Below are 26049 nucleotides of genomic sequence, written 5' to 3'. Positions count from 1 at the left end.
ATGTTAGAAATTTCTGCACTGCGGTCGGGATTTGTCATGCCGTCACTCGTCCATCAGACCGGCGTAATAGACTTCAGAATAGCCGATGTGCTGGCGCAGGAGTTTGCGCACCGCTTCCACATCATTGGCTTCGATTGCATCGCGCAATCCCTTATGCTCGCTGAGCGAATGTTCGACATGCTGCGGCTGTTGGCTGAAACGCGTGCGGAGCGCGGCAAAGCGGCTATTAACCTTGCTGGTGAATGTTTCCTCCAGGAAAGGCGAACATGCACTTTCCACGAACAGAAGATGCAACCGCGTATCGAGCTTTTGATATTCATCAATTGCCCCGCGCTGGGCGCAATCGACCATCTCGTCATAAATCTCGCTGACGCTGCGCTGCAACACACGCAGGCTGCGCTGCATGGCAAGAGAAATTGCCTCAAGTTCCAGCGCCGTGCGCAGCTCGGACAGAGCCTGAAGCTCCTGCGGCGTCGGCTTGAAAACAAAAGTTCCAGACTGCGCCCGGATTTCAATCAGCCCTTCTGCTTCGAGGCGGATATAAGCGGACCGGATCGGCGCCTTCGTGACCTGATAAAGTTCCGAAAGCTGGCCCTCCGAAATCTTCTCGCCCAGCGCAAATTCGTTGTTGACGATATCGGCGCGCAGTCGTTCCAGCACGATCTCGGATACCGGTTTCGGTCGGACGATTTTGGCAATCGTTTTCTTGGATCTCATATCATCCTGCCCGCTTGCTACCCATGGCGCCGGTCACAGTACCGGCCATGGCTTCAACTGCCTTTGCCGCGATCACAAGTGTCGTCGAGTTGGTATTGCCACTGATGATATTTGGCATTGCGGAAGTATCGCCGATTCGCAAGCCCTCGACACCCATCACTTTGAGATCGCTGGTGACAACCGCATTCGGATCGTCCTCGCGCCCCATTCGCGCTGTACCGACCGGATGATAAACGGTTTTGACGAATGCCCTTGCATGTTTGGCCAGCTCTTCATCCGTATCCTTGCCGGTGCCCGGAAAGATTTCGCGGTCGACCATATGCTTGAGCGGCGCCGAATTCAGCACCCTGCGCGCCTGACGCAAGCCCGCGACAGACAGGCGCAGATCTTCCGAATCGGACAGATAATTCGGGTTCACCAGGGGCTGTTCGTCAGCCCTTCCAGAATTCAGCCGTACCGTTCCCCTGGACGCCGGACGCAACACACAGGAATTGATGGTGACGCCATAGCTCGGCTTCAGATCGGTTGTGCCCCGGTCGAGATAAACCGACGGAATACAGAACTGCTGTATCTTCGCGTCGTTGGAGAAATCATCCGGGTCGAAGAACGAACCGGCTTCCACCCCGTTCGATGTGACAGGACCGCTTTTGAACAGAAGATATTGCAGGCCATTGCGGATCTGGTTCCAGCCCCTATCCTGCCCGAAATAGCCGTATTTGCCGTTGCAGAAGGCAAGCACCGGCACCTCGGTGTGATCCTGAAGGTTTTCACCGACGCCCGCTCGATCCAGCACAACATCGATGCCGTGCGCCTTCAGATGCTGTTGCGGACCGATGCCCGACAGCATCAGGATTTTCGGCGTGGCGATGGCCCCGGCGCAAAGCACCACTTCCTTTTGCGCCTCGATCTCGGTTACGGCATTGCCACGCGAGAATATTACGCTCTTTGCACGTCCGTTTTCGATGCGCACGCGATGAACGAGGCTGCCGCTTGATATATCGATGAGCCCCGTTTTCGTCGCCGGATAGAGGAAAGCATCGGCTGCCGAACAGCGTCGACCATTATGCGTGTTGAGCTGGAAAAAACCCGCTCCGGTCTGCTGACCGCGATTGAAGTCAGCCTTGAAGGGCAGGCCTGTGGCCTGCGCTGCCTGCACATAAGCCCGCGACAACTCATTGACATGCAACGGGTCGGAGACTTTCATCGGTCCTTCGCTGCCATGCAGATCGTCGTTGAAACGGTTATTGCCTTCAATGGCGCGAAAAAGTGGCAGCAGTCGCTCGTAACGCCAGCTCTCGTCGCCGGTCGCCTCCACCCAGCGGTCGTAATCGGTGGACTGGCCACGGATATAAACCATCGCATTGACCGAAGACCCGCCGCCGATGACGCGGCCGGACGGAATGACCGGTGTGCGTCCATTGAGCTGTTCCTGTCGTACCGACTGGAAAAACCACATATAGCGCGCAGCATTCAGCAACTTCACATAACCTGCCGGCATCTGGATCAGCGGATTGCGATCCGATCCGCCCGCTTCGAGAACCAGAACACTTGCGCCCTGCTCGGCCATTTTAGCCGCGATATAGGAACCGGACGTGCCGCCACCGACGACGATATAATCATAAGCCTTGCGCGTCATTTGAACTGGTCTTCCTTTGCCGCATGAAACAGAAGCAGTTGCGACGGATCGATGGAAATCGCGATCGCCTCACCGCGTTCCACACGAATATCCGGCGCTGTAACGATGGATATGCGGGTCGCGCCGACATCGGCAAAGACAATGCTGTGATCCTGCAATTCCTCGGTAATGAAGGCTTTGGCTTTCAACTGGATCGGACCATGCGCGCCGAGTTTCAGGAAATGCGGTCGCACGGCGATCTGTCCCTGCGGCCCGACCTCTTGCAGACGCGGCAGCAGATGGTCCGGCAGATCGATATGATTGCCCTCCACATCCAGTGCACGGTTAGAGGCTGCCTTATAGGGGAGAAAATTGATCGGCGGCTCGCCGACAAATCCCGCCACAAAGGCATTTTTCGGGCGTTGATAAATCTCCGATGGGACGTCGAATTGCTGGATATTGCCGTTGCTCATCACCATGATGCGGTCGGCGAGCGCAAGAGCCTCTTCCTGATCATGGGTCACATAGATCATCGTATGGGCGAATTCCTGATGGATCGCCTTGATGAACCGCCGCATGCGATAACGCTGACGCGTATCGAGATGGCTGATAGGCTCGTCCAGCAAAAAGACCGACGGCTTTCTGACCAAGGCGCGCGCCAGTGAAACACGCTGCGCCTGCCCCGACGACAGACCGCCCGGACGCAACGAGAGCAAAGACTCCAGCTCCATCTTGGATGCGATGTCGCGCACACGCTTTTTTACCTCCGCATCGCTCATGCCGGATGCGCGCAGGGGAAAGGCGATGTTTTCGAAAACGGTAATCGGCGCATAGAGTGCGTAATTCTCAAAGCTCATGGCGACGTTGCGATCGCGAGCGCGCACATCGTTGACCTTTTTACCGTCGAAATAAATGGCGCCATCCGAGACAGTTTCAAGGCCAGCGATCATGCGCATGGTCGAGGACTTGCCGCAGCCGGAAGGCCCCAAAATAGCAACGAATTCACCGTCATTAATCTCAAAATTCAGCGGGTGCACGGCTTCCACGGTGCCGTATCGCTTGACGAGGTTTTCCGCTCTTATCGATGCCATGTGTCAGGCCCTTCCTTCCAGAGCCTTTTCGCCCTGGAACAACTGAAACTTGCCGGGATCGATTGCAACGCCGACCCTGTCACCAGCGCGCACAGAGGTCGTTGTCGGCAGCGATATCGACACCTGATCCCCACCCACATTGACGACGGCAATATTCGCATAACCAAGATGCTCGACGACGCTGACCTGCCCTGCAATCGTGCCGGACTTACCTGCTTCGCCAAGCGAAACCGCTTCCGCCCGGAAGCCGGCCTTGAGATCATCCAGCTTGCTGAAGCGGCTGAAATGTTCATCGGAGACAATCTTTTCACCGGCCAGGCTTGTCAGTCCGACGCTCTTGCCTTCGCCTGTCACACGCACGGAAACGAAACTCATTGGGGGATCGCCAATGAAGGAGGCAACAAAAGCGTTTTCGGGCCTGTGGTAAAGCTCCGCAGGGGTTCCAACCTGTTCCAGCTTGCCCAGATTGAGCACCGCGATGCGGTCGCCGAGCGCCAATGCCTCACGACTGGAGGTGGTGGTGAACACCACGGTCGCATTGAGGTCTTGCGCAAGCGCCTTGAGTTCAGCCCGCATCTGGTGACGCAGCTTTGCGTCAAGGTGGCCGATGGGTTCGTCCAGAAGATAAATGTCGGCCGGGCGGATGATAGCGCGTCCCAAAGCCACGCGCTGACGCTGCCCGCCAGACAGGAAGCCCGGACGGCGATCGAGCAGATGGCCGATGCCGAGCATCCCCGAGACCCGCTTGACCCTGTCTTCGACTTCCGCACGCGACATCTTGCGCGCCTTGAGCGGAAAGGCGAGGTTTTCGCCGACGCTCAGATGCGAATAAAGCGCGTAATTTTCAAACGCCATCGCAGCATCGCGCCGTTCGGGCGGCAGCGGCAACAGGGAAACGCCGTCGCGCTGAATATCGCCCGATGTCGGCCTGGTGATGCCGCCCAAAAGGTTGAGCATCGTTGACTTTCCGGCACCTGCTGGACCGTAGAGAACGAAGAAGCTACGCTTTTGAATATCCAGATTGATCTTGCGCAGCGCAACCGTTCGCAAGCCGTAACGTTTATGGACGTTGACAAAACTATACATGGTCAGTCCACCTCTTTCATGAGGGCGGCGATTTCAGCTTCGGCCAGCGCACGCTCCTTGCGGCAGCTTTGACGGGCGAAAATGAAGAAGCCAATGGCGAGTATGGCGGCGACGATATTCATGATCGTGACCGAAAACCCACGGTCAGGAAAATGTGCTTCAAGAAAGCAGAGCCAGAAGAAGACAACGCCGATGTAGATCATCACGGACTTGAAGCCCGCATCCCAGATTTGTGAGAAAGACATCGTTACCCCCTCACCGCGCCGAAAGTCAGTCCGCGGACCATATAGCGCTGCATCAAAAGGACGAAGAGAAGCATCGGCGCGACCGAGATCGTTGCCGCTGCTGCGACGGGACCCCAGAGAATGCCTTGCAGGGTGAAGAAGCTTTCAACGCCGACCGTCACCGTCGAGGCAAATTTGCGGGTGAGAATGTAGGCGAAGAGGAACTCGTTCCAGCAAAAAATCAGGGTGAAAACCGTGGTCACGGCAATGCCGGGTGCAGCCAGCGGTAACGTCACCTTGCGCAGTACTTTCATGCGACTGAGACCGTCCATACGCGCCGACTGTTCCAGTTCACGCGGAATGTCCTGAAAGAAGCTGACCAGAAGCCAGATGGCGAACGGCAGATTGAACATCACATAGGACACGATCAATGCGCCATGCTGGTCGAGCCCCAAATGCATGAACTTGCCAAATCCGGTGCGCCCGATATCGCGAAAGATCAGAAAATAAGGCAGGATCACCGCAATGGCTGGCATCATCTTGGTGGACAGGATGAAGAACAGCACATGACCATCGCCAACATTATAACGGGCGAAACTGTAAGCCGCGAGCGAGCCGACAACGATCACGATTGCAGTCGAGATCACCGAAATGATGAGCGTATTGCGCACATAGAAAAGGAACCCCTTGTCAAAGAGCGCATGCTGGTAGTTTTCCAGTGTCGGCGTGAAGAAAAACTGGGGTGGCGACACCATGATCGCCGATTCCGGCTTGAAGCTCGTCAGCAGCATCCAGAAAATCGGAAAGAAAAAGAACAGAAGTACGACAAGGATCGCCGCATAGCGCAGAATTTCTTTCAGTGATGATGTCTTGTGTTGCAACATCTCATGCCTCCCCTGCACGATCGGTGAACTGCTTGAGCAAAGGCTTGAGCGCGAAGATTGACGCCACAAGCATCACGTAAAGGAAAAAGACAGCCATGGTCGAAGCATAGTCCATGCGGAAAAGCTTCAAGCCTGTGCGATAGAGATAGAAGGTCATGGTTTCCGTCGAGGTGCCAGGACCACCCTGCGTCAGCACCGCGACCGCATCATAGAGACGAACGCAATCAATGGTCCGCAGCACGAGAATCAGGAACAGAACCGGCTTGAGCAATGGAAAGGTCAACGTGCGCAGGACGCGCCATGTGGATGCGCCGTCCAGTTCGGCAGCCTCGAAAGGTTCCTTGGGCAGCGCCTGAAGCCCGGCCAGCACGATCAGGGCCACAAAGGGCGTCCACTGCCAGACGTCAAAAATAATGACGGACCAGAGCGCGATATTGAAATCGCCGAGCCAGTTGGGCTCCGGCAGACCGAAGGCGCCCAGCACCCAGTTTACGACGCCGAACTGCGTATCATAGAGGTAGCGCCAGAACAGCCCCGTCACGGCAGCCGAAGTCGCCAGAGGCAGGATCATGATCGATCGGATGAGGCCCTTGCCATAGCTCGCCCCGTGGATGAGAAACGCAATCGCTATGCCGAACGACATTTGCAGGCCGACCGATACGATGGTGAATTTCAGCGTGATCCAAGCCGCAGCCCAGAAGGCCTGGTCGGCAAATATCGTGCGGAAATTGTCGAGTCCGACATAGTCTCCCAGCTTGCCGCGTGAGAGGTCGGCAAAACGGAAAGATACGTCCACCGCATAATAAAGCGGCAACAGCGCGAAGATAACGATGACCAGCATCGCGGGAACGATAAGCAGGACCGAGAATGCGCGGTCGGACGCCACCTTTGCAGGTGGAGCATGATAACTGTTCATGACAGGAACCCGGACTGTTTCTGAGTAGGGGTACCGGAGCGGCCTGCGGGTGCCCTCAAGGCAAAAGCCGCTCCGATGTATATCAGACATTTCCGACGGGGCGCTCAACGCTTCCGCGAAATATGCCAACTGATCGGTCGGTCGGAACATGTCCCGACCCCGACCATATTTACTTGCCGATGGGGCAAGGACCACCGCAAATCTTCTCGACTTCAGTCGCAAGGCTTTCAGCCGCCTGCCGCGCGGTCAACTGACCGGCCGCCGCTGACTGCAACGGAATTTGCATCGTGTTGTAGATCTTGGCGCCAAATGGCGAGGAGACGAGATTGGACGTGAAACCGTTCATGCTCTCGAAGACCTTGGCCAGCGTTGCATATTCGCCATTGGTCTTGCGCGCTTCCGGCGTCTGGAATTTCGGATCGGTCAGGATCGACATGAGGGTGGTCGCACCGCCATAGGATGCAAACTTCGCCTGCGCTTCCGGTCCTCCGATATGGGCAATGAACTTCATTGCCATATCTGGATTTGCCGAACTCGACGAAACCGCCAGAAGGAAGCCGCCGACATAAGACATTTTACCCGGTGCCTCCGCGACGGCCATTTTCGCTCCGGGCACGCTTTCCTCGGTTTTGACCGCATTTGGCCATTGGTCGAGGAAGAAGTCATGCGTCATCGCAATCTGGCCGTCGCGCATCTGGTTCATGACACCGTCATAGGTGACGGTCAAAGCCGCGGGAGGCGCGAATTTCAGAAGTTCGATATAATCGGACAGGACCTTCTCGACGTCATCGACAGGAACCTTGCCCTCACTGTTCAGCCAGTCGGACTTCATGTCCCACAAAGGCGCCGATAACTCGTCCTGAATGTCGGGAAAACGACCGGCCATCAGACCGACACCGTAGAAGTCTTTTTTCAGAACTTCACCTTTCAGTTTTTCGCCCGCTTTGCGCGTGAAAAACTCGGCCATGTCGCGATGCTGCTTCCAGTCGGCGGGCTTCGCCAGCTCGTAGCCATATTTGGCTTTAAAGGCGGCCTGCTCCGCTGGATCTTCCCAAAGGTCGGCGCGATAGAAGAAGCCCGAGGAATAGGTATAATAAGGCAATCCCCACAGATCGTCCTTATAACGGATCGTCATATTGGCGAGAGTGGGGTGAATATCGTCAATGATGCTTTGCTTGTCTTTCAGAAAATCCGTCATCGGCAGAATGAAGCCGTTATCTGCAAACTCCGCATATTCCGCGTTGTTGAGCGTCACGACATCATAAGCGCCGGTCTGCCCCACCATCTCGATAACCTGTTTGTTATAGAGCTGGGAATTATCAATGTTGATGACATTGACCTTGGCGCATTCCTTTTCCTGAAAGTCATTGACGAGTTGCGCCATGGCGTCGGTGTAAAAGCCTGCAATGGTAGACCAGGTGATCTCGACGCGATCCGCGTCGGAACAGGCAGCTGAAGCCGGACTGGACAAGGCAATAAGACAAAGCGCGCTCGCGCCCAGAAGATAATTTTGCATGATTTCCTCCCATTTCTTAATTAGACATGTAACATGTCAGATTGAGAGTCAAGACGGTATTTTCGTGCTATTACGGATTTGAAATCCTGCCCTGCATGGCGATCGCTTCAAAGTCAGGCGGCATGAAATCCCATGTCGCAGCTGGGGCCTGGCAGAACTGCCGCGCCTCCTCCGCAGAATGAGGTGCACCTTTGCCGTCGGGAGATTAGCCGGCAAATTGATAATCACGGCGTTCTGCGCGCCGTAATTTGTTCACCACGGCGACTGGGTGCCGTTTCAAGGGCCTGTAAGTTGTCGACGGCACTTATGAAATGACAGACCGAAGGCATCTTCGCCGCGTCGAGTCATTGACTTTTTTCAATTGTGACAGTTAAAAACGCTCAAAATTCCTTCAATGGACCATTCACAAGCGGCTATTTCGACCGCTACATCGCGTTAGTAATCAAGAGTAAATCATGGCAAACGAAGATCTCGAAGCTCGGCACTTAGAGACCTTGGATCGAGATTTGGGCCGTTTCGCCAACCTCGAAACGGCAGCGAGTTACGTTTCACGTCCGCTCGTGGCACCGGGCGTGGCGCTGGTATTTATCATCCTTGCAGGGCTTGGCGCGGCCATGCTGCTCGGTCAGACCAGCCAGACGCTGATTGTCGTCGCCGCGGCCGTTTTTGGCGCCTATATGGCCTTGAACATCGGCGCTAATGATGTGGCCAACAATATGGGCCCTGCCGTCGGTGCCAATGCGTTGAGCATGGGCGGCGCGATTGCGATTGCCGCGGTGTTTGAAAGTGCGGGTGCGCTCATCGCGGGGACTGACGTCGTGTCCACCGTGGCGACGGGCATCATCGCGCCAGATACGCTCGCCACCCCGATGATGTTCATCTGGGCAATGATGGCGGCGTTGCTTGCCTCTGCCCTCTGGGTTAACCTCGCGACATGGATCGGTGCGCCTGTCTCGACCACTCATGCGGTTGTCGGCGGGGTCGTCGGAGCGGGTGTCGTCGCGGCAGGCCTCGGCGCAGTCAATTGGTCCCAGATGGCGGCCATCGCGGCAAGCTGGGTTATTTCGCCCGTGTTGGGCGCTATCATAGCGGCTGGTTTTCTTTGGCTGATCAAGGCCCGTATCGTCTATCGCGCGGATAAAATTGCTGCGGCTCGCGTCTGGGTGCCCATCCTTATGGGGCTCATGGCGGGGACCTTTGCAACCTATCTGATCATGAAAGGACTGAAGCAGCTGATCGACGTGTCGATCGGGGTAGCCTTGATTATCGGATTGGCATTTGGCATCGGAAGCTGGATTGCCTTGATCCCGGTCATTCGCCGCCAGTCCCGGGGCCTCGAAAACCGTAACAAGTCGCTTAAAGTCCTGTTCAGCATTCCGTTGGTCGTTTCGGCTGCTTTGCTCAGCTTTGCCCACGGCGCGAATGATGTCGCCAATGCTGTCGGGCCACTCGCGGCAATTGTCCAGACATCACAGACCGGTACGCTAACTGAAGGCGTTGTAATACCACTCTGGGTCATGCTGATTGGAGCCTGCGGCATTTCCTTCGGCTTGTGTCTATTTGGTCCCAAACTCATTCGCATGGTTGGCAATCAGATCACAAAGCTGAACCCGATGAGGGCCTATTGCGTCTCACTCTCAGCCGCAATCACGGTCATTCTCGCCAGCTGGCTGGGGTTGCCCGTCAGCTCGACCCACATTGCCATCGGTGCGATCTTTGGGGTCGGCTTTTTCCGCGAATGGGACACAGAACGGCGGTTGAAGAAAGCACGCCAGGCTCTACCACTGAATTCTGTTCCCGTAGAAGAGCGTCGCCGTCGCAAGCTGGTTCGCCGTTCGCATGCACTGACCATTGCTGCCGCCTGGGTAGTGACTGTCCCCGCCGCCGCGATCCTCTCCGCCATCCTGTTTGCGCTGCTGAACCAAATCTCCGCTGGAGTCTCCTGACCAGACCAAAAAACTCTGTCTCCTTGACCCGCCGAGGACAGTAATCGCCGCTTAGCTCCAACACATGGAACCTCAGCTGGTCTGGCCGGTTATCCTTGATGCGTGCGAGGAGGAGAGTGGCAATTGAGCGATTTCGATCTTTACTACTGGCCAGTACCATTCCGCGGCCAGTTCATTCGAGGAATTCTGGCTTATGCTGAATGTTCCTGGGATGAACATGATTTCGGCGAGATTGAAGAAGTCATGCGCCTTGATGTCGAGGAGCAGCCGATCGCATTTATGGGCCCACCGGTGCTGATTGATCGTCCGCGCAATTTTGCGGTGTCACAAATGCCCGCGATCGCCATGTACCTCGGAGAAAGGCTGGAACTCCTGCCAACAACAATCGAAAAACGAGCACTGACAGCCAAGATTGTAAACGATGCGAACGACGTCATCGATGAACTGACGCTCGACGGCGGGCGTGAAATGTGGACGCGTGAAAAATGGACCGAATTCGTTCCCCGACTACGCCAATGGCTCCGCATTTTTCAAGATACTGGCAAGCGAAACGGGCTTAAAGTCGATACAGGATTTATGCTTGGAACTGAAAAGCCCGGCATCGCCGACATCGTGACTTCTATCGTTTGGTCTACGATGGCCGACAGGTTCGCTACAATTGAGACCATAATCAAAGATACCTCACCGATGATATGGGGTCTTTCCAAGCGGATGCAGGAGATACCGTCGCTGGCTGCGCTGGATACCAAAAGCTTCAATGATTATGGCGATGCCTATTGCGGCGGAGAAATCGAGAAGTCGCTTCGGAAAGTCGCGACCTAGAGCGGTTCCGGTTCAAACGAAATCGGGGAATCGCTCTATCTATTTGTTTTTACGCATTATCCCACATGCAGGCCCGGTGCTTCCTGTCCTGTGCTTTCGACATATTCGGTATAGCCGCCACCATATTGCTGAATGCCATCCGGCGTGAGTTCCAGCACGCGATTGGAAAGCGCCGCCAGAAAACGACGATCATGCGATACGAAAAGCATCGTCCCTTCATAAGATGAAAGCGCTTTGATAAGCATTTCCTTGGTGTCGAGATCCAGATGGTTCGTCGGCTCATCGAGTACGAGGAAGTTCGGCGGATCGAACAGCATCGCGGCCATGACCAGCCGCGCTTTTTCACCACCGGACAGCACCCGGCATTTCTTCTCGATATCATCCCCGGAGAAGCCGAAGCAGCCAGCTAGCGCGCGCAATGGAGCCTGCCCTGCCTTTGGAAAACGCTGCTCCAGCCATTCGAGAATAGTGCTATCGCCGTCCAGAATATCCATCGCGTGCTGCGCAAAATAGCCAAGTTTCACGCTGGCGCCGAGATTCACAATCCCCTGATCGGGTTCCGCTGCACCTGCGACAAGCTTCAGCAGCGTCGATTTACCGGCGCCATTGACGCCCATAATGCACCAACGCTCACGGCGGCGAACCATGAAATCCAGTCCGTCATAGATCGTGCGGCTACCATAGGTTTTGTTGACGCCCTTGAGACTGACCACGTCTTCTCCCGAACGCGGAGCGGGCGCGAAGTCGAAAGCAACCGTCTGGCGCCGACGCGGTGGCTCCACACGGTCAATTTTTTCAAGCTTCTTCACACGGCTCTGCACCTGCGATGCATGAGATGCGCGCGCCTTGAAACGCTCAATGAACTTTATTTCTTTGGCCAGCATTGCTTGCTGACGCTCGAACTGGGCCTGTTGCTGCTTTTCGTTCAGCGCACGCTGGCCTTCATAAAAGGCATAATCACCCGAATAGGAATTAAGCGAGCCGCCATCGATTTCGATAATCTTGGTGACGATGCGGTTCATGAATTCGCGATCATGCGATGTCATCAACAGCGCGCCATCGTAGTTCTTGAGGAAAGCTTCGAGCCAGATCAGGCTTTCAAGATCAAGATGGTTGCTTGGTTCGTCGAGCAGCATCACATCAGGACGCATCAGCAAAATACGGGCAAGCGCAACGCGCATTTTCCAGCCGCCGGATAATTTGCCGACATCGCCATCCATCATTTCCTGACTGAAACTCAAGCCAGCCAGAACTTCACGCGCCCGGCCGTCCAGACCGTACCCGTCGAGTTCCTCATAGCGGGCCTGAACCTCGCCATAGCGCTCGATGATCGCATCCATCTCATCGAGCCGATCGGGATCGCACATGGCCGCTTCAAGTTCGCGCAGTTCCCCAGCAACAATGCTGACTGGCCCGGCGCCATCCATGACTTCGGCAACCGCCGAACGTCCACCCATTTCGCCGACATTCTGGTTGAAATAACCAATTGTCACGCCTTTTTCGACCGTGACCTGACCTTCATCCGGCAGTTCTTCACCGGTGATCATACGGAAAAGCGTTGTTTTGCCAGCGCCATTTGGCCCGACAAGACCAATCTTTTCACCACGGTTCAATGCGGCGGAGGTTTCGATAAACAGAATGCGATGGCTATTCGACTTGCTGATATTGTCGATACGGATCATGAGTGTGGGAGGCCTTGTGATAACTTGGCCTTCCTATGGCATGCCTTGCTCGCGCTGTCACGGGGCACCGCGCAACCCGCGTCGCTAATTTCTTTCTTAATACAGGAACGGGCAAATTGGCCATTGTTCGACCGGCAAGGCACAAGCAACGCCGAACTACGCCGCTCGATCCCTCTCAACGCGATTTCGTCCGTGTTGCTTGGCACGATAGAGATAGCTGTCGGCGCGGGCGATTGCCGATTTAAACGGCTCGCCCTGTTCCAGCACTGTTACGCCAAAGCTCACGGTCAGCTGCAGATCGGCAGATATATGGCGCCATCGTCTGGCTGCAAATGTCTGGCGCAAATCCTCGGCCAGAGTGGTTGCAACCGACGCAGAAGTTCCGGGCAGGAGTGCCACAAATTCCTCACCCCCCAAGCGCGCCACGCAGCTTCCCGGGCCCGCCCGTTCCTGTAACAATTGAGCAAAATCAGTCAAAACCATATCGCCGGCATGATGGCCAAACCGATCATTCACCGTTTTGAAGTGATCAATATCCGCAAGAATGATTGTCGTTGGCTCGACCGACCCATTGGCCAGCTGAAACGAGCGCAGGAACGCCTGCAGACCTCTGCGGTTTGGAACACGTGTGAGCGAGTCCGTGTGAGCCATATCGCGATAGCCGTTGATCAGATCGATACTCACCGCAAGGACAATCGAAAACGTTAAGATAACGCCGCCGAAAAGCCCCGTATATTGCAGCATAACGCCCCAGAACGAACGGCTCCAAAAGCCGACCTCAGGCGCGGCGTCGCTCAAAAACAGATAGACGACACTCTGAACCAAAAGAAACGCGAAGATGGCAATAAAGGTCACAAAAAGTACATTCTCGGAAGAGGATTTCTTCTTTGCTCTCACCTGCCAGAGAGACGCCAATGTCAGTGATGCGCTGCCACTGAGTATCGACAGCGTCTCAAGCCTCACGCTTTGAAAAAGCGCCAGCGATAGTGCCGCTGCGCCAAGGAAAATCACGACAAGAGCGATTTCTAAAACCGGCTTCTTTGGCATTTTGAAATGGTAAACCAGCGCGCGGCAGCATAGGGCCACGCCCGCCAGAATGAGCAAGTCCTCTCCCAAAGGTTTAACCGCCGAGAATGTGGCCGTGCGAAAGAGCATCAGGCCATAGCCAGCTCCAAGCAGGCATAATCCGCGACCCCATAGAATTGTTGGAAAACCGAACCGGGCAGCAACAATCAGGCCAAAACCGCAAACAAGGATCAATAGTGGAACGGACCATTCCAAAGCGGAATTGATTATACGGCGGCCTTTACAATCATTTAGTTGAATACAGACTTAACTGATGTCAGAAGGTCGAGTATGCCACGCAAAAACGTGGATTGCTTACGCCGTCCTGTCCGCTGATCGACTAACACTTAAGGGCGCATTCAACAACCCACGGTTTACTTAAAATCAATCAAAACAATGTGTTAATCATACATGATTGGTGAGAACAGTGACTACATTATCTATAACGACCTGCTATCAGGGCGTACCTTTCCCAACGACGGCTGATATTCCATTCGTTGGCTTTGGGCACCACACTAACTGAGTGAATTCCTGCCTACCTGCAGAGGATCGAGCTACTGACAATAGGACGGCTTCTTACCGCTTACCATGCCGCAACCGCGCTTGATTTCATCCCTGATCAAATCGCATGAATTTCCCGAATTGCACGGCGGGTTGGTGGCGGGCGAAATTTCCTTGCATTGGTTGACGAGAATATTGGCCGCTTTCGCACCAATCTCTTGTTTACAATCCATGGCTGCATCGGAATCGTCCTGCTGTCCGATTTTTTTCAGCCAACCCAACTGCTGGCTCAAGAGACCTATTCTTTGGCGCGTCAGGACTTCCTTGCAATCCGCTTCAGACACCATGATCGCGTAGTTTACTTGCTGATAGCGGCATTCACTGTCGCGGTACTTGATCCAGTTGCGCTGGCTTTCCTTGAGCTGCGCTTGACTTCCATCCGGCAAGGCATTGATGACCTGACCATAAAGGTCATTCAGCCGGCGATCCGCCGCCTTCAAATCGGCATAGGCAAGAGAAGACTGGAGCACAGCAAACACAACCAAACCGAACATCATCAATCGCTGCATCGTCTCGCTCCTCTATCGCCTAAAATCTGAACGGGCACCGGCGGACCGAGCGTACTCGATCCGCCGTTACTGGTCTACTTGGTTGTATAACCGCCATTGACGAGAATTGTCTGCCCCGTCATCCACCAGCCTTCCGAGACCAGCAAGCGGATCCACGGAACAATATCGCCAATATCCGTCAGGCCTGTCTTCGAGAAGCTCGAAAGTGCTGCGGCTGTCTTGTGATAGGCCACCGCGTCCGCACCTTCAGCGGGGTAGAAGAACGGCGTATCCATGGGACCGGGTCCGATAGCGGTCACTGAAATCCCGCGCTCACCGAACTCTTTTGAAGCGGCGCGCGTGAAATGTTCGACGGGAGCCTTCGTACCGGCATAGCTCGAATAAAACGGCGTATAAGCGCCGAGCAGCGAAGTGACCAGCGTGCAGATTTTGCCGTTATCGTTCAGTTGCTTGCCTGCTTCCTTGATGAAAAAGAATGCGGCTTTCGCATTGACTGCGGACATCTCGTCATATTCAGCCTCGGAGATCTCGGTCATTGGCTTCTTCAAGACCTTGCCGACGGTATTGATGGCAATATCCGGCTTGCCAAGGGCTGCAATCGCGTCAGCGAAAAGCTTCTCCGTCGCGCCAGCCGTGATCAGATTGGCCTGAAATGCAACGGCTTCCGCACCTGCCGCCTTGACAGCGGCAACGGTGGCATCGGCATCCGCTTTGCTTGCTGCGCTGTTATAGTGGATCGCGATTGCCTTGGCGCCATGAGAGGCGAGATCACGCGCGATAAGCCCCCCCAGATTTTTCGCACCGCCAGCAATAATGACGGTTTTGCCTTTGATGGAATGATCGGTCATGGAAAGGGCCTCCTTTGAAAATTACCGAATTCATCAGCTATCCCTCCAGGAAGGGGCTGATACTCGCTATATGAGCATGCATATCTGAGTTATCGCTACTAAATCAGATGCTGTTATTCCTTTCTGATTGAATTCAGATATGACAGTCGTTTTCGAACAATGGCGGCTCTTTGGAACGCGGCAGGTTAAGAGACAACCTGCCTGCGTTCTTATATTTCGCCACGCCTTATCTTTGTGGGCGTTGTATGCAACCGTTCCCTTATAAGGGAAGTCATATGGCTTTGGCTTCCAAACCCGCAAATCCGCCAGATTTCGGCAAGCGGCAGATCGTCGGCGCGAATGAGAAGTTCTGCGCGCTCGACACGCAGATCAATGAGATACTGATGCGGGCTTTTGCCGGTAGTTTGACGAAAGGCGCGGGAAAAATGGCTGACGGATAAGCGCGCCAAACTCGCAAGGGTTTCGATAGGAATGGTATCTGCGAGATGCGAGCGCATATAATCGTCCACCGTGCGCCAGGCCCTTGCCGAGAAACCACCTGCGAGACCGTTATATGTAGTTTTCCTAATGGAAGAATGATTTCGCAGGAGATGCAGCCATAACGCGACATTCAGGGAATCCAGATACAGCAAATTGGAGCTGTCGTTTCCGCGTAAAATCTCCTCCCGCATGAGCCGCGCAAGCGCCAATGCGGTCTTATCTATCCGCCCAGGGCTCAACGGCCTTAACTCAAACTCATCCGTCTCAAATTCTACACCGGCCAGATTGCGCAACCGATCGCTTCCGAAACAGGACAGGATGTTTTCCTTTGGCGTGCGCCAGCGCGCGAAGAGATCAGCCTGATCCGGAATAAGCTCCAGCGATCCAACCGGGACATTCGCAGTGGTGCTTCGGTCGGAGCCTATTCTCGCCTCCCGTTTTATCTGCGGGGTGAGCAGGATAAGCGCGAAGGGATCTGGGGCCACAATCTGGATTTGATTTGGCCCGGTCCGGGTAAGGGTGACCGCGCTTTGATCGCTCTTGTGCAACTTACCCCATTCTTCGGGAATACTGTCGAGCCACTTCATCCGACCGCCGAGCTCAAAACCGTACTAAACCGTTCGTTTTGCGCAACAAAAGGGCGACCGCTGCCAGTTAACTGGGGGCGAACTGACAGCGGTCTGTCACAGTGCCTGCGTTGGAGAGTGCGGACAACCAACGAGGATCTGTGGACTTCGATTACCCACTCACGCGAAGGTAGAACTTCTTTTCTATCGAGAAAGGGCTGTGTTCGAGCAGAGGGATATTCGCGACCAAAAATGGCGCTCTGCAATTTTAGTCGCCAGGCGGCACGTCTGAAATCCATCCGCAGTTCGCCGATTATTAAAGATTCGCTTCTCAAACCAGCCGCTGACAGCCAGTATATCCGATCAACCATGCGCACCCCTTAAACGCATTATTTAACACGCTCGTATTGACCAACACTCGATCAGAATACGCTACTTTGAATAGTCCTTAAATGAGCAACAGGTTTTGGGGAGGTTACGTAACCGTCACATCCACCGCGAAACGTCAGACGGGGTTGATATCGGACGGAATGTTACGGAAAAACTTTGGTATATAGCTTCCCTTGGGGATCGCGATATGGATGGGTTCCAGCTTTCCCTTCCCGTTATTGTAGACGTCCAGTGATTGTCGGAGCCTCTTGGCACTTGTTCTGACGAGTGAATCGCCTGCGAGATCGTGCCCGCTTTTCCGGTCAAATACATCCAAGGCGATTGTATATTCTTTTATTCTGTCCGCCCGCCCTGAAAGGGTTTCTTCGACAATATAGATAAGAAATTTCCGCGCACGCGGCGATCTGGAGAATTCGGCTGCGCTTGTCAATTTGGCAAGACATGCACGTATAGCTTCATCCATATCCGGAAATTCATTCTGTTCCACTTCCCGCTGATTTACGCCATTCATCGAAATAGTGGACGTCTTCGAAAAATCGGCAGACGTGCTGGAAGAATGCTGTATTTCCGCTCCGCTGTGCAGCACAGAGGCTTCGACCGTAACGGACGACTGATCCAACGCACGCGATTTCGATAAGGGAAGCGTATCGGGAACTCGGCTTATCCTATCTCGATAGGCAGCAATGATATCCAAATTTATTGTCAGGAGCACTGACAGCGCGAGTATAAGACCGCCGAAAAGACCTGTATATTGCAGAAAGACGCCCCATATGGAATTACTCCATAGACCAACTGTGGGATCGACGTCTTGAACAAATATATATGCAGCCGCTTGCATCAACAAACAAACCAGTGCAAAAGAAAAAACTGATATTAATATCCATTCACTAGCGGTTCTCATTCCAAATTTTACGCGCGATAAATATGAAATCAAAAGAACAGCGCATCCGGTTAGAACAGATAGACTTTCCAGTCTAACGCTTTGAAAATAGAACAATGAAAAAGCAGCCGCTGCTAAAGCGAGAAAAACAATCAGCGCATCAAAAACAGATAGTACTCGAAGCTTAAACTTGCTCGCAAACGCATGGCAGCAAATCGCAATCCCCGACAGTATCAGGAGATCTTCACCAAGCGGTTTAATAGCGGAAAAGCTTTCAGTACGAATAAGCATCAACGAATAACCGACGCCCAAAAGACACAAACCGACGCCCCATTTTATGGTCGTCGCGTTCAACTTTGCCGCGACGATAAGTGCGATCCCGCAAAGGAAAAGCAGTATCGGAACGGACCACTCCAGGGCAGCAGTTAACATAGTTCAGGGCCTTTTCTTTAAACCGCGATAACGAGGGCAATAAAGGGGGGAACCCGCGCTATGCAATTTGGAGGGTTGATAGCCGCTCCTTTTAAAAATCGACTAACACCAGGTCTTTGGCCCTACAATAAATTTAATCGCTTATGCATTTCAAATGAGTATTTATTTCGTATATTTTCAGTGAACGCGCATATAACGGGGGACACTAAAAAGAATTCAGTATCCCGCTCGCGAGAACGGCACGAAAGCTTTCGATTGTTGATCCAGCCGTCCGTTTAGTTGTCGGTATCCGGATTATCGACTTCGCATCCCACGCCATGGCAACCGGTATAATTGCCTTGTGTATCGAAGTTCGGATTGCCGTCCCTATCGAACTGAGGCCGTGTATCTATCTGGCTTTCTTCACGGCGGCGGCGCTCCCGCTTGCGTTCACGATCACGCTCTTCCTGTGCCTGAATGCGATCCTGAGCGCGCTGCTCATCTTGTTCATGAAGCGCACTTTGTTGCATCATGCAGTTCGCGAAGGCATCGGTGCCCGGGCGAAAGCCGAAGGACGAACATTTGTCTTGGAAGACTTCATCTGCGGTGACACAGCCAGTGATTACCAAAGGCACAGCTGCAAGTATGAGGTACTTTAACTTCAATCGTGGCATTCGATACTCCTCATAAGGGGGGAACAGATGGCCGCGTGCGAGGCTATGCTGGATCAAGCCCGTCTCGAAAGAACACGGCACCAGAGCAACATTTAAACTTGGAAACACGACGACGACTGCATTTTTAGAGGCCTTTGTTAGCTGACTTCCTGTAGTTCACGATCTGCAATGTCATCCTGACTTAGAAAAGGGCGACCACGTCATTTCGTGGCAGCGACGCATCCGGCCAGAGATTAATCCACCCGACGGCCAATATTAACAGCCGCCGCGCCCCTGCCCATTAAGAGCTTCTTTTCTATGGCAGATTCGAAGTAAATACGAAATCTTATTTTGACGACGCATAACAACATTGCCATTTGCTTTGCGTTTTAAAGATAAGGGCGGCGCGTTTGCGCGCCCTCATCTATGCAACCTGCTAATCAGGGCTGTCCACCAAACATCCGACACCGTGACAGCCGATATAATTGCCATGCGTATCGTAGTTGGGTTCGCCGTTTCTATCGAACTGCGGTGTGTTATCGATACGCTCAGAGCTATCCGGCCTGTCGACAGTGCACCCAATGCCGTGGCAGCCATTATAGTCACCGGAGTCACGGTAGTTGCTTGTTGCATGGCTGTGTTTGTGCTTGTTATCGGCAACCATTCCCTCGACGATTGCACCGAGAACTGCACCTGCGACAACACCGCCAATATCATGACCATGATGATCATACTGGCGCGCACCCGGATCGAACCCATCGCCCCGGCCATGGTGATAGCCACCGACATCTGCAAATACGCCGGAACACCCTTGCGCAACCCATATATAGCGGCTCTTTGGATTGTATCCCCACGTGCGGTTCAGTATGCAAGCAGAGCTTGACGTTTGATGGATAAGTTGTGGCCTGGACAGCGGCCCGGCGTAGCATTCATCGTATTTGTAGTCTCTTGAGCGGCACTCGACAGTCGTTTGAGCTTTTGCTTCGAGAGTGAACGGCGGCGCAATTGTTGCACCAACCGCGATAGCCCCCACCATGGTCAGATATCTTAGCATTCTTCCCTCCGAATCCGTTGACATTCCGTCGTGCTGGTCAGAGTGCGCCTAGAACACGTGACCAATGCAACACAAACCCACGAGATATACTTATACAATTTCGTGATGACTTGTTTAGTGTAATCTGAATTAATGTTAACATAGAGAAAATTAGTAACTTATAATATACATCTATTTATGAGATAATGGGCGCGAGTTGGCTGCTGCACTTAAGTGCTGATCGCGACGCTACTGAAATGGAGTTCTGCAAGGAAAGTGGCTTCGGCGAAGGTAATCGGCTGGAGAGGTATTTCTAAAAGCAATTAGAACGCGAAGACAGAGTGATAATTCGTCGCGCGACTATTCAATCGCCATTCTGTTGGTTCTTCTCAATCTGATAGGTAAGCCAGCGGCAGAACATGCCGATAATGGATGTTGCCGCGCCGGATATCAAACATATCGTCGGCAAAATACTTTTATGCGCGCCGTCCCAACTAACGACTGCCAACAGCAAAACGCTTAGCGTGGAAACGAGATAGCCAGCACCCTTCAGTGTGTGCAAGGAATTCGGGCTCATCCTCGACCCCATCTCGCTAATAGTTTTTAACGCGCTCAACAAGCTGAGCGAATGGCCCGTCAATATATGCCTGTAGCGTCGGGAGTGCCTCGGCCTTGATGCCCTTCTGACCGAGAAAATACTTGATCAGTGCATCGGAGCCTTTCATGAACTTGCCCCGCTCAACCTCTGCAGCGGGGAAGCTCAAATCCTCCAGCACCGGGGACAATTTTTCCCTGATCTGAGCCTGCTCAGTTGTTCCTTCGGCAAACTCGATAAGCTCAATACAATCAAGCATTCCGGCTTCCAGCAATGCGAGCCGCAGTTTGAAACAGAAAGGGCAGCCTTTCTTCAAATAGACCACAGGCTTGCTTAAAGCGGGTTCAGGCGCATCGGATGCCGATAGCCCTTCTCCCAGGGCGCCGGTGACGCCTCCGGTTTCCTCGTCTGGTCCAGGCTTGCTATAGCGATCATCGTCTGCGGTGCGAACTGATTTGGGCTGATTGTTCATGTCTCCCTCACTGGCATTAGCGGACAAACGGGCAAGGCACTTGGTTACAGTTTTACGGCCTCTTCGCGTGGCCAGAACCTGAGCTTGCGGCAAGCTTCGACAAAAGTCGGAATCGAAGTCGCACTGTCGATGGAAAGAAGGCCCTTATCGGCATCCGGCGCTATGCCCGCCTTTGCAAGGAGCGGAAGGGCCCCGGAATTGAACCCGATGAACTTGCAATGCGCAAAAGCATCGGCCACGAAATCACGCGCTGCAGCTTCTCCGGTCAATCTATTGGCCGCCTCTTCTGCCAGGACAAGGGCAACGGCGTCAAACACAACAGAGGGGCCACCATCAATCATATGATGGGCCACGATCCATTCGCCAGCAGAGGTCTCAAAACCGCCAACTGTTGGAGAGACAAGTTCTATCACCGCTCCTTCTGTCACAGCCGCTTCACGGATCGCTTCAATCAGTTCCATATCCGTCCCATTCGCCACAAGAACGCCGATCTTGCGGCCCTTGAAGCTTGAGGGACCATTTTCAATAATGCTGAGCGCTGGCGACAGAGGGAGATCCTGGCGAACGGGTGCAAGAGCATCGGCAGGCTTTGGCATTGTGCGGATGCCAAGCCTCTCCGCGACCTCGTTTGCCAGCCCCTCTTCAATATTCATCAAATGCGAGACCATCCGTTCGCGGATAATGGGCGTTTCTACTTTCGACAGTTCGAAGGTCAACGCCATCGCAATATGTCTTTGCTCAACCGATGTCTGGCTCAGATAGAATTGGCGAGCCTGGCTATAATGATCGTTAAAACTCTCCGGGCGCAAACGTACTTTTTCACCGCTTTCCTGCGCCTCAAAAGACCGGAAGCCGTTGACTGGATCGGGCCGCGGCCCCTTCCCCCAGGAATTGGGCTGATAATTGGCCCGGCTGTCTGGATTGCGCATCGCCATATGCCCGTCCTGCTGAAAATGCGCAAACGGACATTTGGGCGCGTTGATGGGAAGCTGGGTGAAATTCGGTCCACCGAGCCGCTTTAACTGCGTATCTAGATAGGAAAAATTGCGCCCCTGAAGCAAAGGATCGTTTGAGAAATCAATGCCGGGCGGCACATTCTGCGTCATGAAGGCAACCTGCTCGGTCTCCGCGAAAAAGTTCTCCGGCATGCGGTCAAGGACCAGCCGACCGACCGAAATCGGCTGGAGAATTTCTTCGGGTATCAGCTTGGTCGGATCCAGCACGTCGAAATCGAAGCTGTCGGCAAATTCCTGATCGAAGAGTTGCACGCACAATTCCCATTCCGGGAAGTTACCGGTTTGAATGGCAGTCCAGAGATCGCGCCGGTGAAAATCCGGATCGGCCCCATTGATCTTCACAGCCTCGTTCCAGACGACCGATTGCAGTCCGAGCTTCGGTTTCCAGAGAAATTTGACGAATGTCGATTGATTGTCCTCGTTCACGAAGCGGAACGTATGGACACCGAACCCTTCCATGAAGCGAAACGAGCGTGGGATTGCGCGGTCCGACATGATCCACATGATCATGTGCATGGATTCCGGCGTCAGGCTGATGAAATCCCAGAAATTATCGTGAGCGGATTGTGCCTGCGGAAAAGCGCGATCCGGCTCTTCCTTCACGGCATGAATGATGTCAGGGAAGCGTATCGCATCCTGAATGAAGAAGACTGGAATATTGTTGCCGACGAGATCCCAATTGCCTTCCTTGGTGTAAAACTTGACCGCAAAACCGCGCACGTCACGGGCGAGATCGAACGAGCCTTTTGAACCCGCAACCGTGGAAAAGCGGACGAAGACCGGTGTTTTCTCGCCAACGCGCTGGAATATATCGGCGCGCGTATATTCGGAGATCGACCGGGTGGTCTCAAAATACCCGTGCGCGCCATAACCTCTCGCATGGACGACACGTTCCGGTATGCGTTCATGGTCAAAATGAAAAATCTTTTCCCGAAAATGGAAATCCTCGATCAGCGTTGGGCCGGATTCGCCGATTTTAAGCGTATTCAGATCGTCTGATACCGGCCCGCCCTGAGATGTCGTCATGACCGGAACATCGTCAGTCGCAATCTGGTGAAGATCGCCACTGTTGCCGGGAAAAAGCTTCTGGTCGTGGATTGTAATCGGCTTGTCTTCGGCGCTCGGCCTTTTGCTCGCGGGCATGGTTCGCTTCCCCTTTTTCAACGGTTGTGAGCCACTTGGAGTGACAGGAGCTTGCGTCCTAACCTTGCGAATTGGGGTTTGTTCCAAACTGCCGCCTGCGCTTGTCTTTTAAATCAGGCGCGCCAAGACAACTTTGCTAAGTTTCCGGGACCGTTACGGCGAGACTTTCGGGGCATTCAAACGCGATTTTGGCCCGCTGACAAAACCGGACCCTCGCAACCAGAAGCGCCAGGGCTTCTCAACTGCTCGACTGATACCGATGCGCGGACCGCAATCCACAGTGCATGGCTGTTCAGGCGCCGAAAGCAAAAACGGGGCGGCATCGAGCGCAGCCCCATCCAACTCGCCGGAAATTGCCAAAGCCTGGGCAAGCTTCGCCGGCCCCGAACAAAGCTGCTTAAGGTCCGTCATACCTCGCCGTTCCTGCATGAGCGGTATGCCCTGTCGCGGCTCAATTGCCCGCAGGAGTACGGCAGATGCATCAGCGCAGACAATGTTCATGCACCAATGCAGGCCATATATCCGATAAACATAGGCGCTGCCCGGACGTCCAAACATGGAGGCGTTTCGGCGCGTCGGACCAGAGAAACTGTGAGAGGCCGGGTCAGTTCTGCAATAGGCTTCAGTTTCGACAATCAGACCGCCGACTTCGCCGACGCGAAACGTCCAGCCAATCAGTTGCGGAGCGATCTCTACAGCGCTGCGGTTCAGAAACATGCGCACAGCATCATTATTGTTCATGAAGGCCTTTAGCGCCGGTGTTTTCAAGCCGAAAGCGGTTCCTTTGAAAACAAGCACAGTTAGGTGTCATCCGCAATGACCCCTTGGCGTGCATTAGAATTTGCTACCCCAGTGTTCGGCTGATGACGATCTGCGTACTTCTTGTGCGAGAGCCGGGCAGAAAGCTCTACAATATAGTTCTGGTCCCGCAGCCCGCTATCATAGAGAAGCAGGATGGATGACGCCAAATCCCGGCCCGAATATTCATGATCACTCTCTTCGAGGATGATCGCCGCCAATGTATAACAACTGCGCATGAAGTCGACCTCGACCTGACTGTAAATGCGGCTTGCTTCGTGGAATAATGGCATGTCTGCCTCCATTAAAAAACCATTATGCGCCTACTTCTCAGCCGCGTATTAAAGGGTCTGCTAACGTACAGACCATATAGCTTTCCCGCGGTCTCCGTTCTTCAGGCCGCCTGTTGCCACTATCGGACTCCCCTTCTAAGTCCCATTTCTGCAAAGCTGCTCGTTTTGAAGTACATCTCAACAAAGCGGCTTTCCCGAAAGTGGCTCCTGATTGGCTGGCTTTGCCGGAATTGTCCGCTAGCGTACCAAAAATCATTTGCCGGATCAAAGTGTTATAGACTTAAAACCGTCAAAGAGGATTGGGAGCGTGACGGCGAGGCGCTCGTACTCTGCCCGAAGAAAAACAAGATGTACGACAGAAATACAGTGAAAAACCGCCTGTTAAAAAGCCTTCCGCCAGACATCTACAATCAAATTCAAACTTTATTGGAGCCTGTTACCCTGGAACGTGGACAGGTACTCGTTAAAGCTGACCAACCTATCGATTATATTTACTTTCTCTGCGAAGGCATCGGATCGGTCATCACCGTGTCTGATAAAGGTCCAATGGTGGAAGCGGGCATGTTCGGTCGCGAGGGATTTTCGCCCACATCGGCGGCCGTTGGCGCAACGACCAGTATCCATGAGGTCGTCATGCAGGTCAGTGGTTCTGGCCATCGGATCGAAATCGGCTCGGCGCGGGCGGAAATCAACCGCAACAGCTTGTTCGCCAATTTGCTGGCTCGTTACATTCAGACCTTCGCCTCGCAATTATCCTACACAGTCTGGGCGAATGTGAATCTGCATATTCACGAACGTCTGGCTCGCTGGCTTTTGATGTCTCACGACCGGACCGACGGGGATGAAATCGTGCTCACCCACGATTTCATCGCGTTGATGCTCGGCGTCAGACGTCCCAGCATCACGACCGGCCTGCACGTGCTGGAAGGGAAAAAGCTGATCATATCCGAAAGAGGCCGTATTACGGTTCGTGATCGAAAGGGTTTGGAGGATTTTGCCGGTGAAGCCTACGGCAAACCGGAAGAGGAATATCGTCGTCTTTTTGGTCTGAGCGGTTAGACCGGATCGGAACGGGCGCGGTCAAAACTGCCCATCAGACGTGAATACTCTTTTTCCGGCCAGCCGTAAGCATCCCGCGCATATTGCTCCAATTCTCGGCGGCTGCGAATGATAACCGCTCCGCGCACGGATTTGATCAGCCCCAGCCCCTCCAATATATGGAGCGAAGTGGTCACGCTTGGTCGCCGGACCGCAAGCATGATAGACATGAATTCATGGGTCAGGGCGATTTCGCTGCCAGATATCCGATCGTCACACATCAATAACCAGCGCGCGAGGCGTTGAGGAACATCGTGAATGGCGTTGGAAGCCGCAGTGTGGGCCAGTTGAACCGAAAAGGCTTCTATTGACCGGATCATGATATTGGAAAAATTGCAGCTACTGGCCATCCAATGACGAAACCGGTCATAGGGTATTTCGTACGCTTCGCCTGCGACCTGTATGAAGACATCGTAAGAGCTTGTTTCAACACCGGCAATTGCCGAGGTCGGCACATAACCGTCAAATCCAAACAGCCCCGCCTCGGCCCGGTGACCTTCGGCGGTCGTCACCACAATGGAGCCGATGCCGGATGTCATAAAATAGACTTTTGTGATTGACCGGCCTTTTTCCGCAATAATGACACCTCGCGGAAGATCGACATGCACGGTTTCACGGATGATCGCAGCATAATCGTCAGGCGGGAGCAAAGCCAAAAGCTTGTTCGCCATGGCGTCTTGGCTGGGAAATGACATACATGCACCTCTTCTGGGTCCCTCACCCAGGGACAACAACCAGA

Annotated in this window: 25 protein-coding genes; 3 read left to right on the top strand and 22 right to left on the bottom strand. The window is 53.8% G+C overall.

The features are described 5' to 3' along the window. Positions 1-42: 42 nt before the first annotated feature. The 8 genes from ABWW11_RS22445 to ABWW11_RS22410 all read right to left on the bottom strand — a co-directional run bounded on the left by ABWW11_RS22445 (position 43) and on the right by ABWW11_RS22410 (position 8049). Positions 43-717, bottom strand: coding sequence for a GntR family transcriptional regulator (locus tag ABWW11_RS22445; RefSeq protein WP_109365621.1), 675 nt, complete (start codon positions 715-717; stop codon positions 43-45). A 1-nt stretch (position 718) separates the two neighbouring features. Next, on the bottom strand, positions 719-2353 hold the full coding sequence (locus ABWW11_RS22440) for a GMC family oxidoreductase (protein WP_109365620.1): 1635 nt from the start codon (positions 2351-2353) through the stop codon (positions 719-721). Beyond that, on the bottom strand, positions 2350-3423 hold the full coding sequence (locus ABWW11_RS22435) for an ABC transporter ATP-binding protein (RefSeq protein ID WP_319080421.1): 1074 nt from the start codon (positions 3421-3423) through the stop codon (positions 2350-2352). Before ABWW11_RS22435 ends, ABWW11_RS22440 begins: the two co-directional genes overlap by 4 nt. Before the next feature lie 3 nt (positions 3424-3426). Further along, positions 3427-4509, bottom strand: coding sequence for an ABC transporter ATP-binding protein (locus ABWW11_RS22430; RefSeq protein WP_109365618.1), 1083 nt, complete (start codon positions 4507-4509; stop codon positions 3427-3429). A gap of 2 nt (positions 4510-4511) precedes the next feature. Beyond that, complete coding sequence (locus ABWW11_RS22425) at positions 4512-4754, bottom strand: hypothetical protein (protein WP_109365617.1); 243 nt, start codon at positions 4752-4754, stop codon at positions 4512-4514. A 2-nt stretch (positions 4755-4756) separates the two neighbouring features. Next, positions 4757-5617 (bottom strand): carbohydrate ABC transporter permease, encoded by an 861-nt coding sequence (locus ABWW11_RS22420; protein WP_319080422.1) that lies wholly within the window; start codon positions 5615-5617, stop codon positions 4757-4759. A gap of 1 nt (position 5618) precedes the next feature. After that, entirely contained in the window at positions 5619-6533 is a 915-nt protein-coding gene (locus ABWW11_RS22415; protein ID WP_109365615.1) for a carbohydrate ABC transporter permease, read from the bottom strand. 169 nt (positions 6534-6702) lie between these two features. Next, positions 6703-8049, bottom strand: coding sequence for an ABC transporter substrate-binding protein (locus ABWW11_RS22410; protein WP_109365614.1), 1347 nt, complete (start codon positions 8047-8049; stop codon positions 6703-6705). A 455-nt stretch (positions 8050-8504) separates the two neighbouring features. Here ABWW11_RS22410 and ABWW11_RS22405 point away from each other — a divergent pair, with 455 nt between their 5' ends. Both ABWW11_RS22405 and gst read left to right on the top strand, forming a co-directional pair. Then, positions 8505-9995, top strand: a complete 1491-nt coding sequence (locus tag ABWW11_RS22405; protein ID WP_319080423.1) for an inorganic phosphate transporter — start codon at positions 8505-8507, stop codon at positions 9993-9995. A 123-nt stretch (positions 9996-10118) separates the two neighbouring features. Next, positions 10119-10817: a glutathione transferase, Atu5508 family gene (gene gst / locus ABWW11_RS22400; RefSeq protein ID WP_109365612.1), complete on the top strand. Its 699-nt coding sequence runs from the start codon at positions 10119-10121 to the stop codon at positions 10815-10817. A gap of 56 nt (positions 10818-10873) precedes the next feature. Here gst and ABWW11_RS22395 read toward each other — a convergent pair whose 3' ends face one another. The 13 genes from ABWW11_RS22395 to ABWW11_RS22335 form a co-directional block, all read right to left on the bottom strand. Next, positions 10874-12499: an ABC-F family ATP-binding cassette domain-containing protein gene (locus ABWW11_RS22395; RefSeq protein ID WP_319080424.1), complete on the bottom strand. Its 1626-nt coding sequence runs from the start codon at positions 12497-12499 to the stop codon at positions 10874-10876. Positions 12500-12655: 156 nt separating this feature from the next. Then, positions 12656-13603, bottom strand: a complete 948-nt coding sequence (locus ABWW11_RS22390) for a GGDEF domain-containing protein (protein WP_319080425.1) — start codon at positions 13601-13603, stop codon at positions 12656-12658. A gap of 515 nt (positions 13604-14118) precedes the next feature. Next, entirely contained in the window at positions 14119-14634 is a 516-nt protein-coding gene (locus tag ABWW11_RS22385) for a lysozyme inhibitor LprI family protein (RefSeq protein WP_109365610.1), read from the bottom strand. Positions 14635-14708: 74 nt separating this feature from the next. Then, positions 14709-15482, bottom strand: coding sequence for an SDR family oxidoreductase (locus tag ABWW11_RS22380; RefSeq protein ID WP_109365609.1), 774 nt, complete (start codon positions 15480-15482; stop codon positions 14709-14711). Between the two features lie 209 nt (positions 15483-15691). Beyond that, positions 15692-16549, bottom strand: coding sequence for a helix-turn-helix domain-containing protein (locus ABWW11_RS22375; protein WP_109365608.1), 858 nt, complete (start codon positions 16547-16549; stop codon positions 15692-15694). A gap of 484 nt (positions 16550-17033) precedes the next feature. Next, on the bottom strand, positions 17034-18230 hold the full coding sequence (locus ABWW11_RS22370) for a hypothetical protein (RefSeq protein ID WP_109365607.1): 1197 nt from the start codon (positions 18228-18230) through the stop codon (positions 17034-17036). Positions 18231-18505: 275 nt separating this feature from the next. After that, the gene (locus ABWW11_RS22365) at positions 18506-18883 is read right to left on the bottom strand and encodes a hypothetical protein (protein WP_109365606.1); all 378 of its coding nucleotides are present in this window, start codon (positions 18881-18883) and stop codon (positions 18506-18508) included. A 415-nt stretch (positions 18884-19298) separates the two neighbouring features. Further along, complete coding sequence (locus tag ABWW11_RS22360; RefSeq protein ID WP_109365605.1) at positions 19299-19916, bottom strand: DUF3011 domain-containing protein; 618 nt, start codon at positions 19914-19916, stop codon at positions 19299-19301. A gap of 343 nt (positions 19917-20259) precedes the next feature. After that, positions 20260-20472 carry a hypothetical protein gene (locus ABWW11_RS22355; RefSeq protein ID WP_109365604.1) on the bottom strand — a complete coding sequence of 71 codons (213 nt, stop codon included), beginning with the start codon at positions 20470-20472 and terminating at the stop codon, positions 20260-20262. Between the two features lie 16 nt (positions 20473-20488). Then, positions 20489-20962, bottom strand: a complete 474-nt coding sequence (locus ABWW11_RS22350) for a thioredoxin domain-containing protein (RefSeq protein WP_109365603.1) — start codon at positions 20960-20962, stop codon at positions 20489-20491. A gap of 44 nt (positions 20963-21006) precedes the next feature. Continuing rightward, positions 21007-23121, bottom strand: coding sequence for a catalase (katE, locus tag ABWW11_RS22345; protein ID WP_319080427.1), 2115 nt, complete (start codon positions 23119-23121; stop codon positions 21007-21009). A 153-nt stretch (positions 23122-23274) separates the two neighbouring features. Then, a complete protein-coding gene (locus ABWW11_RS22340; RefSeq protein ID WP_109366385.1) occupies positions 23275-23862 on the bottom strand; it encodes a DNA-3-methyladenine glycosylase in 588 nt (195 codons plus the stop codon). Positions 23863-23921: 59 nt separating this feature from the next. Further along, positions 23922-24212, bottom strand: coding sequence for a hypothetical protein (locus tag ABWW11_RS22335; RefSeq protein ID WP_109366384.1), 291 nt, complete (start codon positions 24210-24212; stop codon positions 23922-23924). Between the two features lie 348 nt (positions 24213-24560). Between ABWW11_RS22335 and ABWW11_RS22330 the strand changes: the two genes are divergently transcribed. Continuing rightward, on the top strand, positions 24561-25271 hold the full coding sequence (locus ABWW11_RS22330) for a Crp/Fnr family transcriptional regulator (protein ID WP_109365601.1): 711 nt from the start codon (positions 24561-24563) through the stop codon (positions 25269-25271). On the opposite strand, the gene ABWW11_RS22325 is transcribed toward ABWW11_RS22330, so the two are convergent. Continuing rightward, complete coding sequence (locus tag ABWW11_RS22325) at positions 25268-26005, bottom strand: Crp/Fnr family transcriptional regulator (protein WP_109365600.1); 738 nt, start codon at positions 26003-26005, stop codon at positions 25268-25270. The genes ABWW11_RS22330 and ABWW11_RS22325 overlap by 4 nt on opposite strands. Positions 26006-26049: the final 44 nt, after the last annotated feature.

It is taken from the genome of Brucella sp. NBRC 113783 (assembly GCF_040372265.1).
In the GTDB taxonomy this organism is placed as follows: domain Bacteria; phylum Pseudomonadota; class Alphaproteobacteria; order Rhizobiales; family Rhizobiaceae; genus Brucella; species Brucella teleogrylli.
Note: the sequence above shows the minus strand (reverse complement) of the source record. Positions and strands in the feature narration are given on the sequence as shown.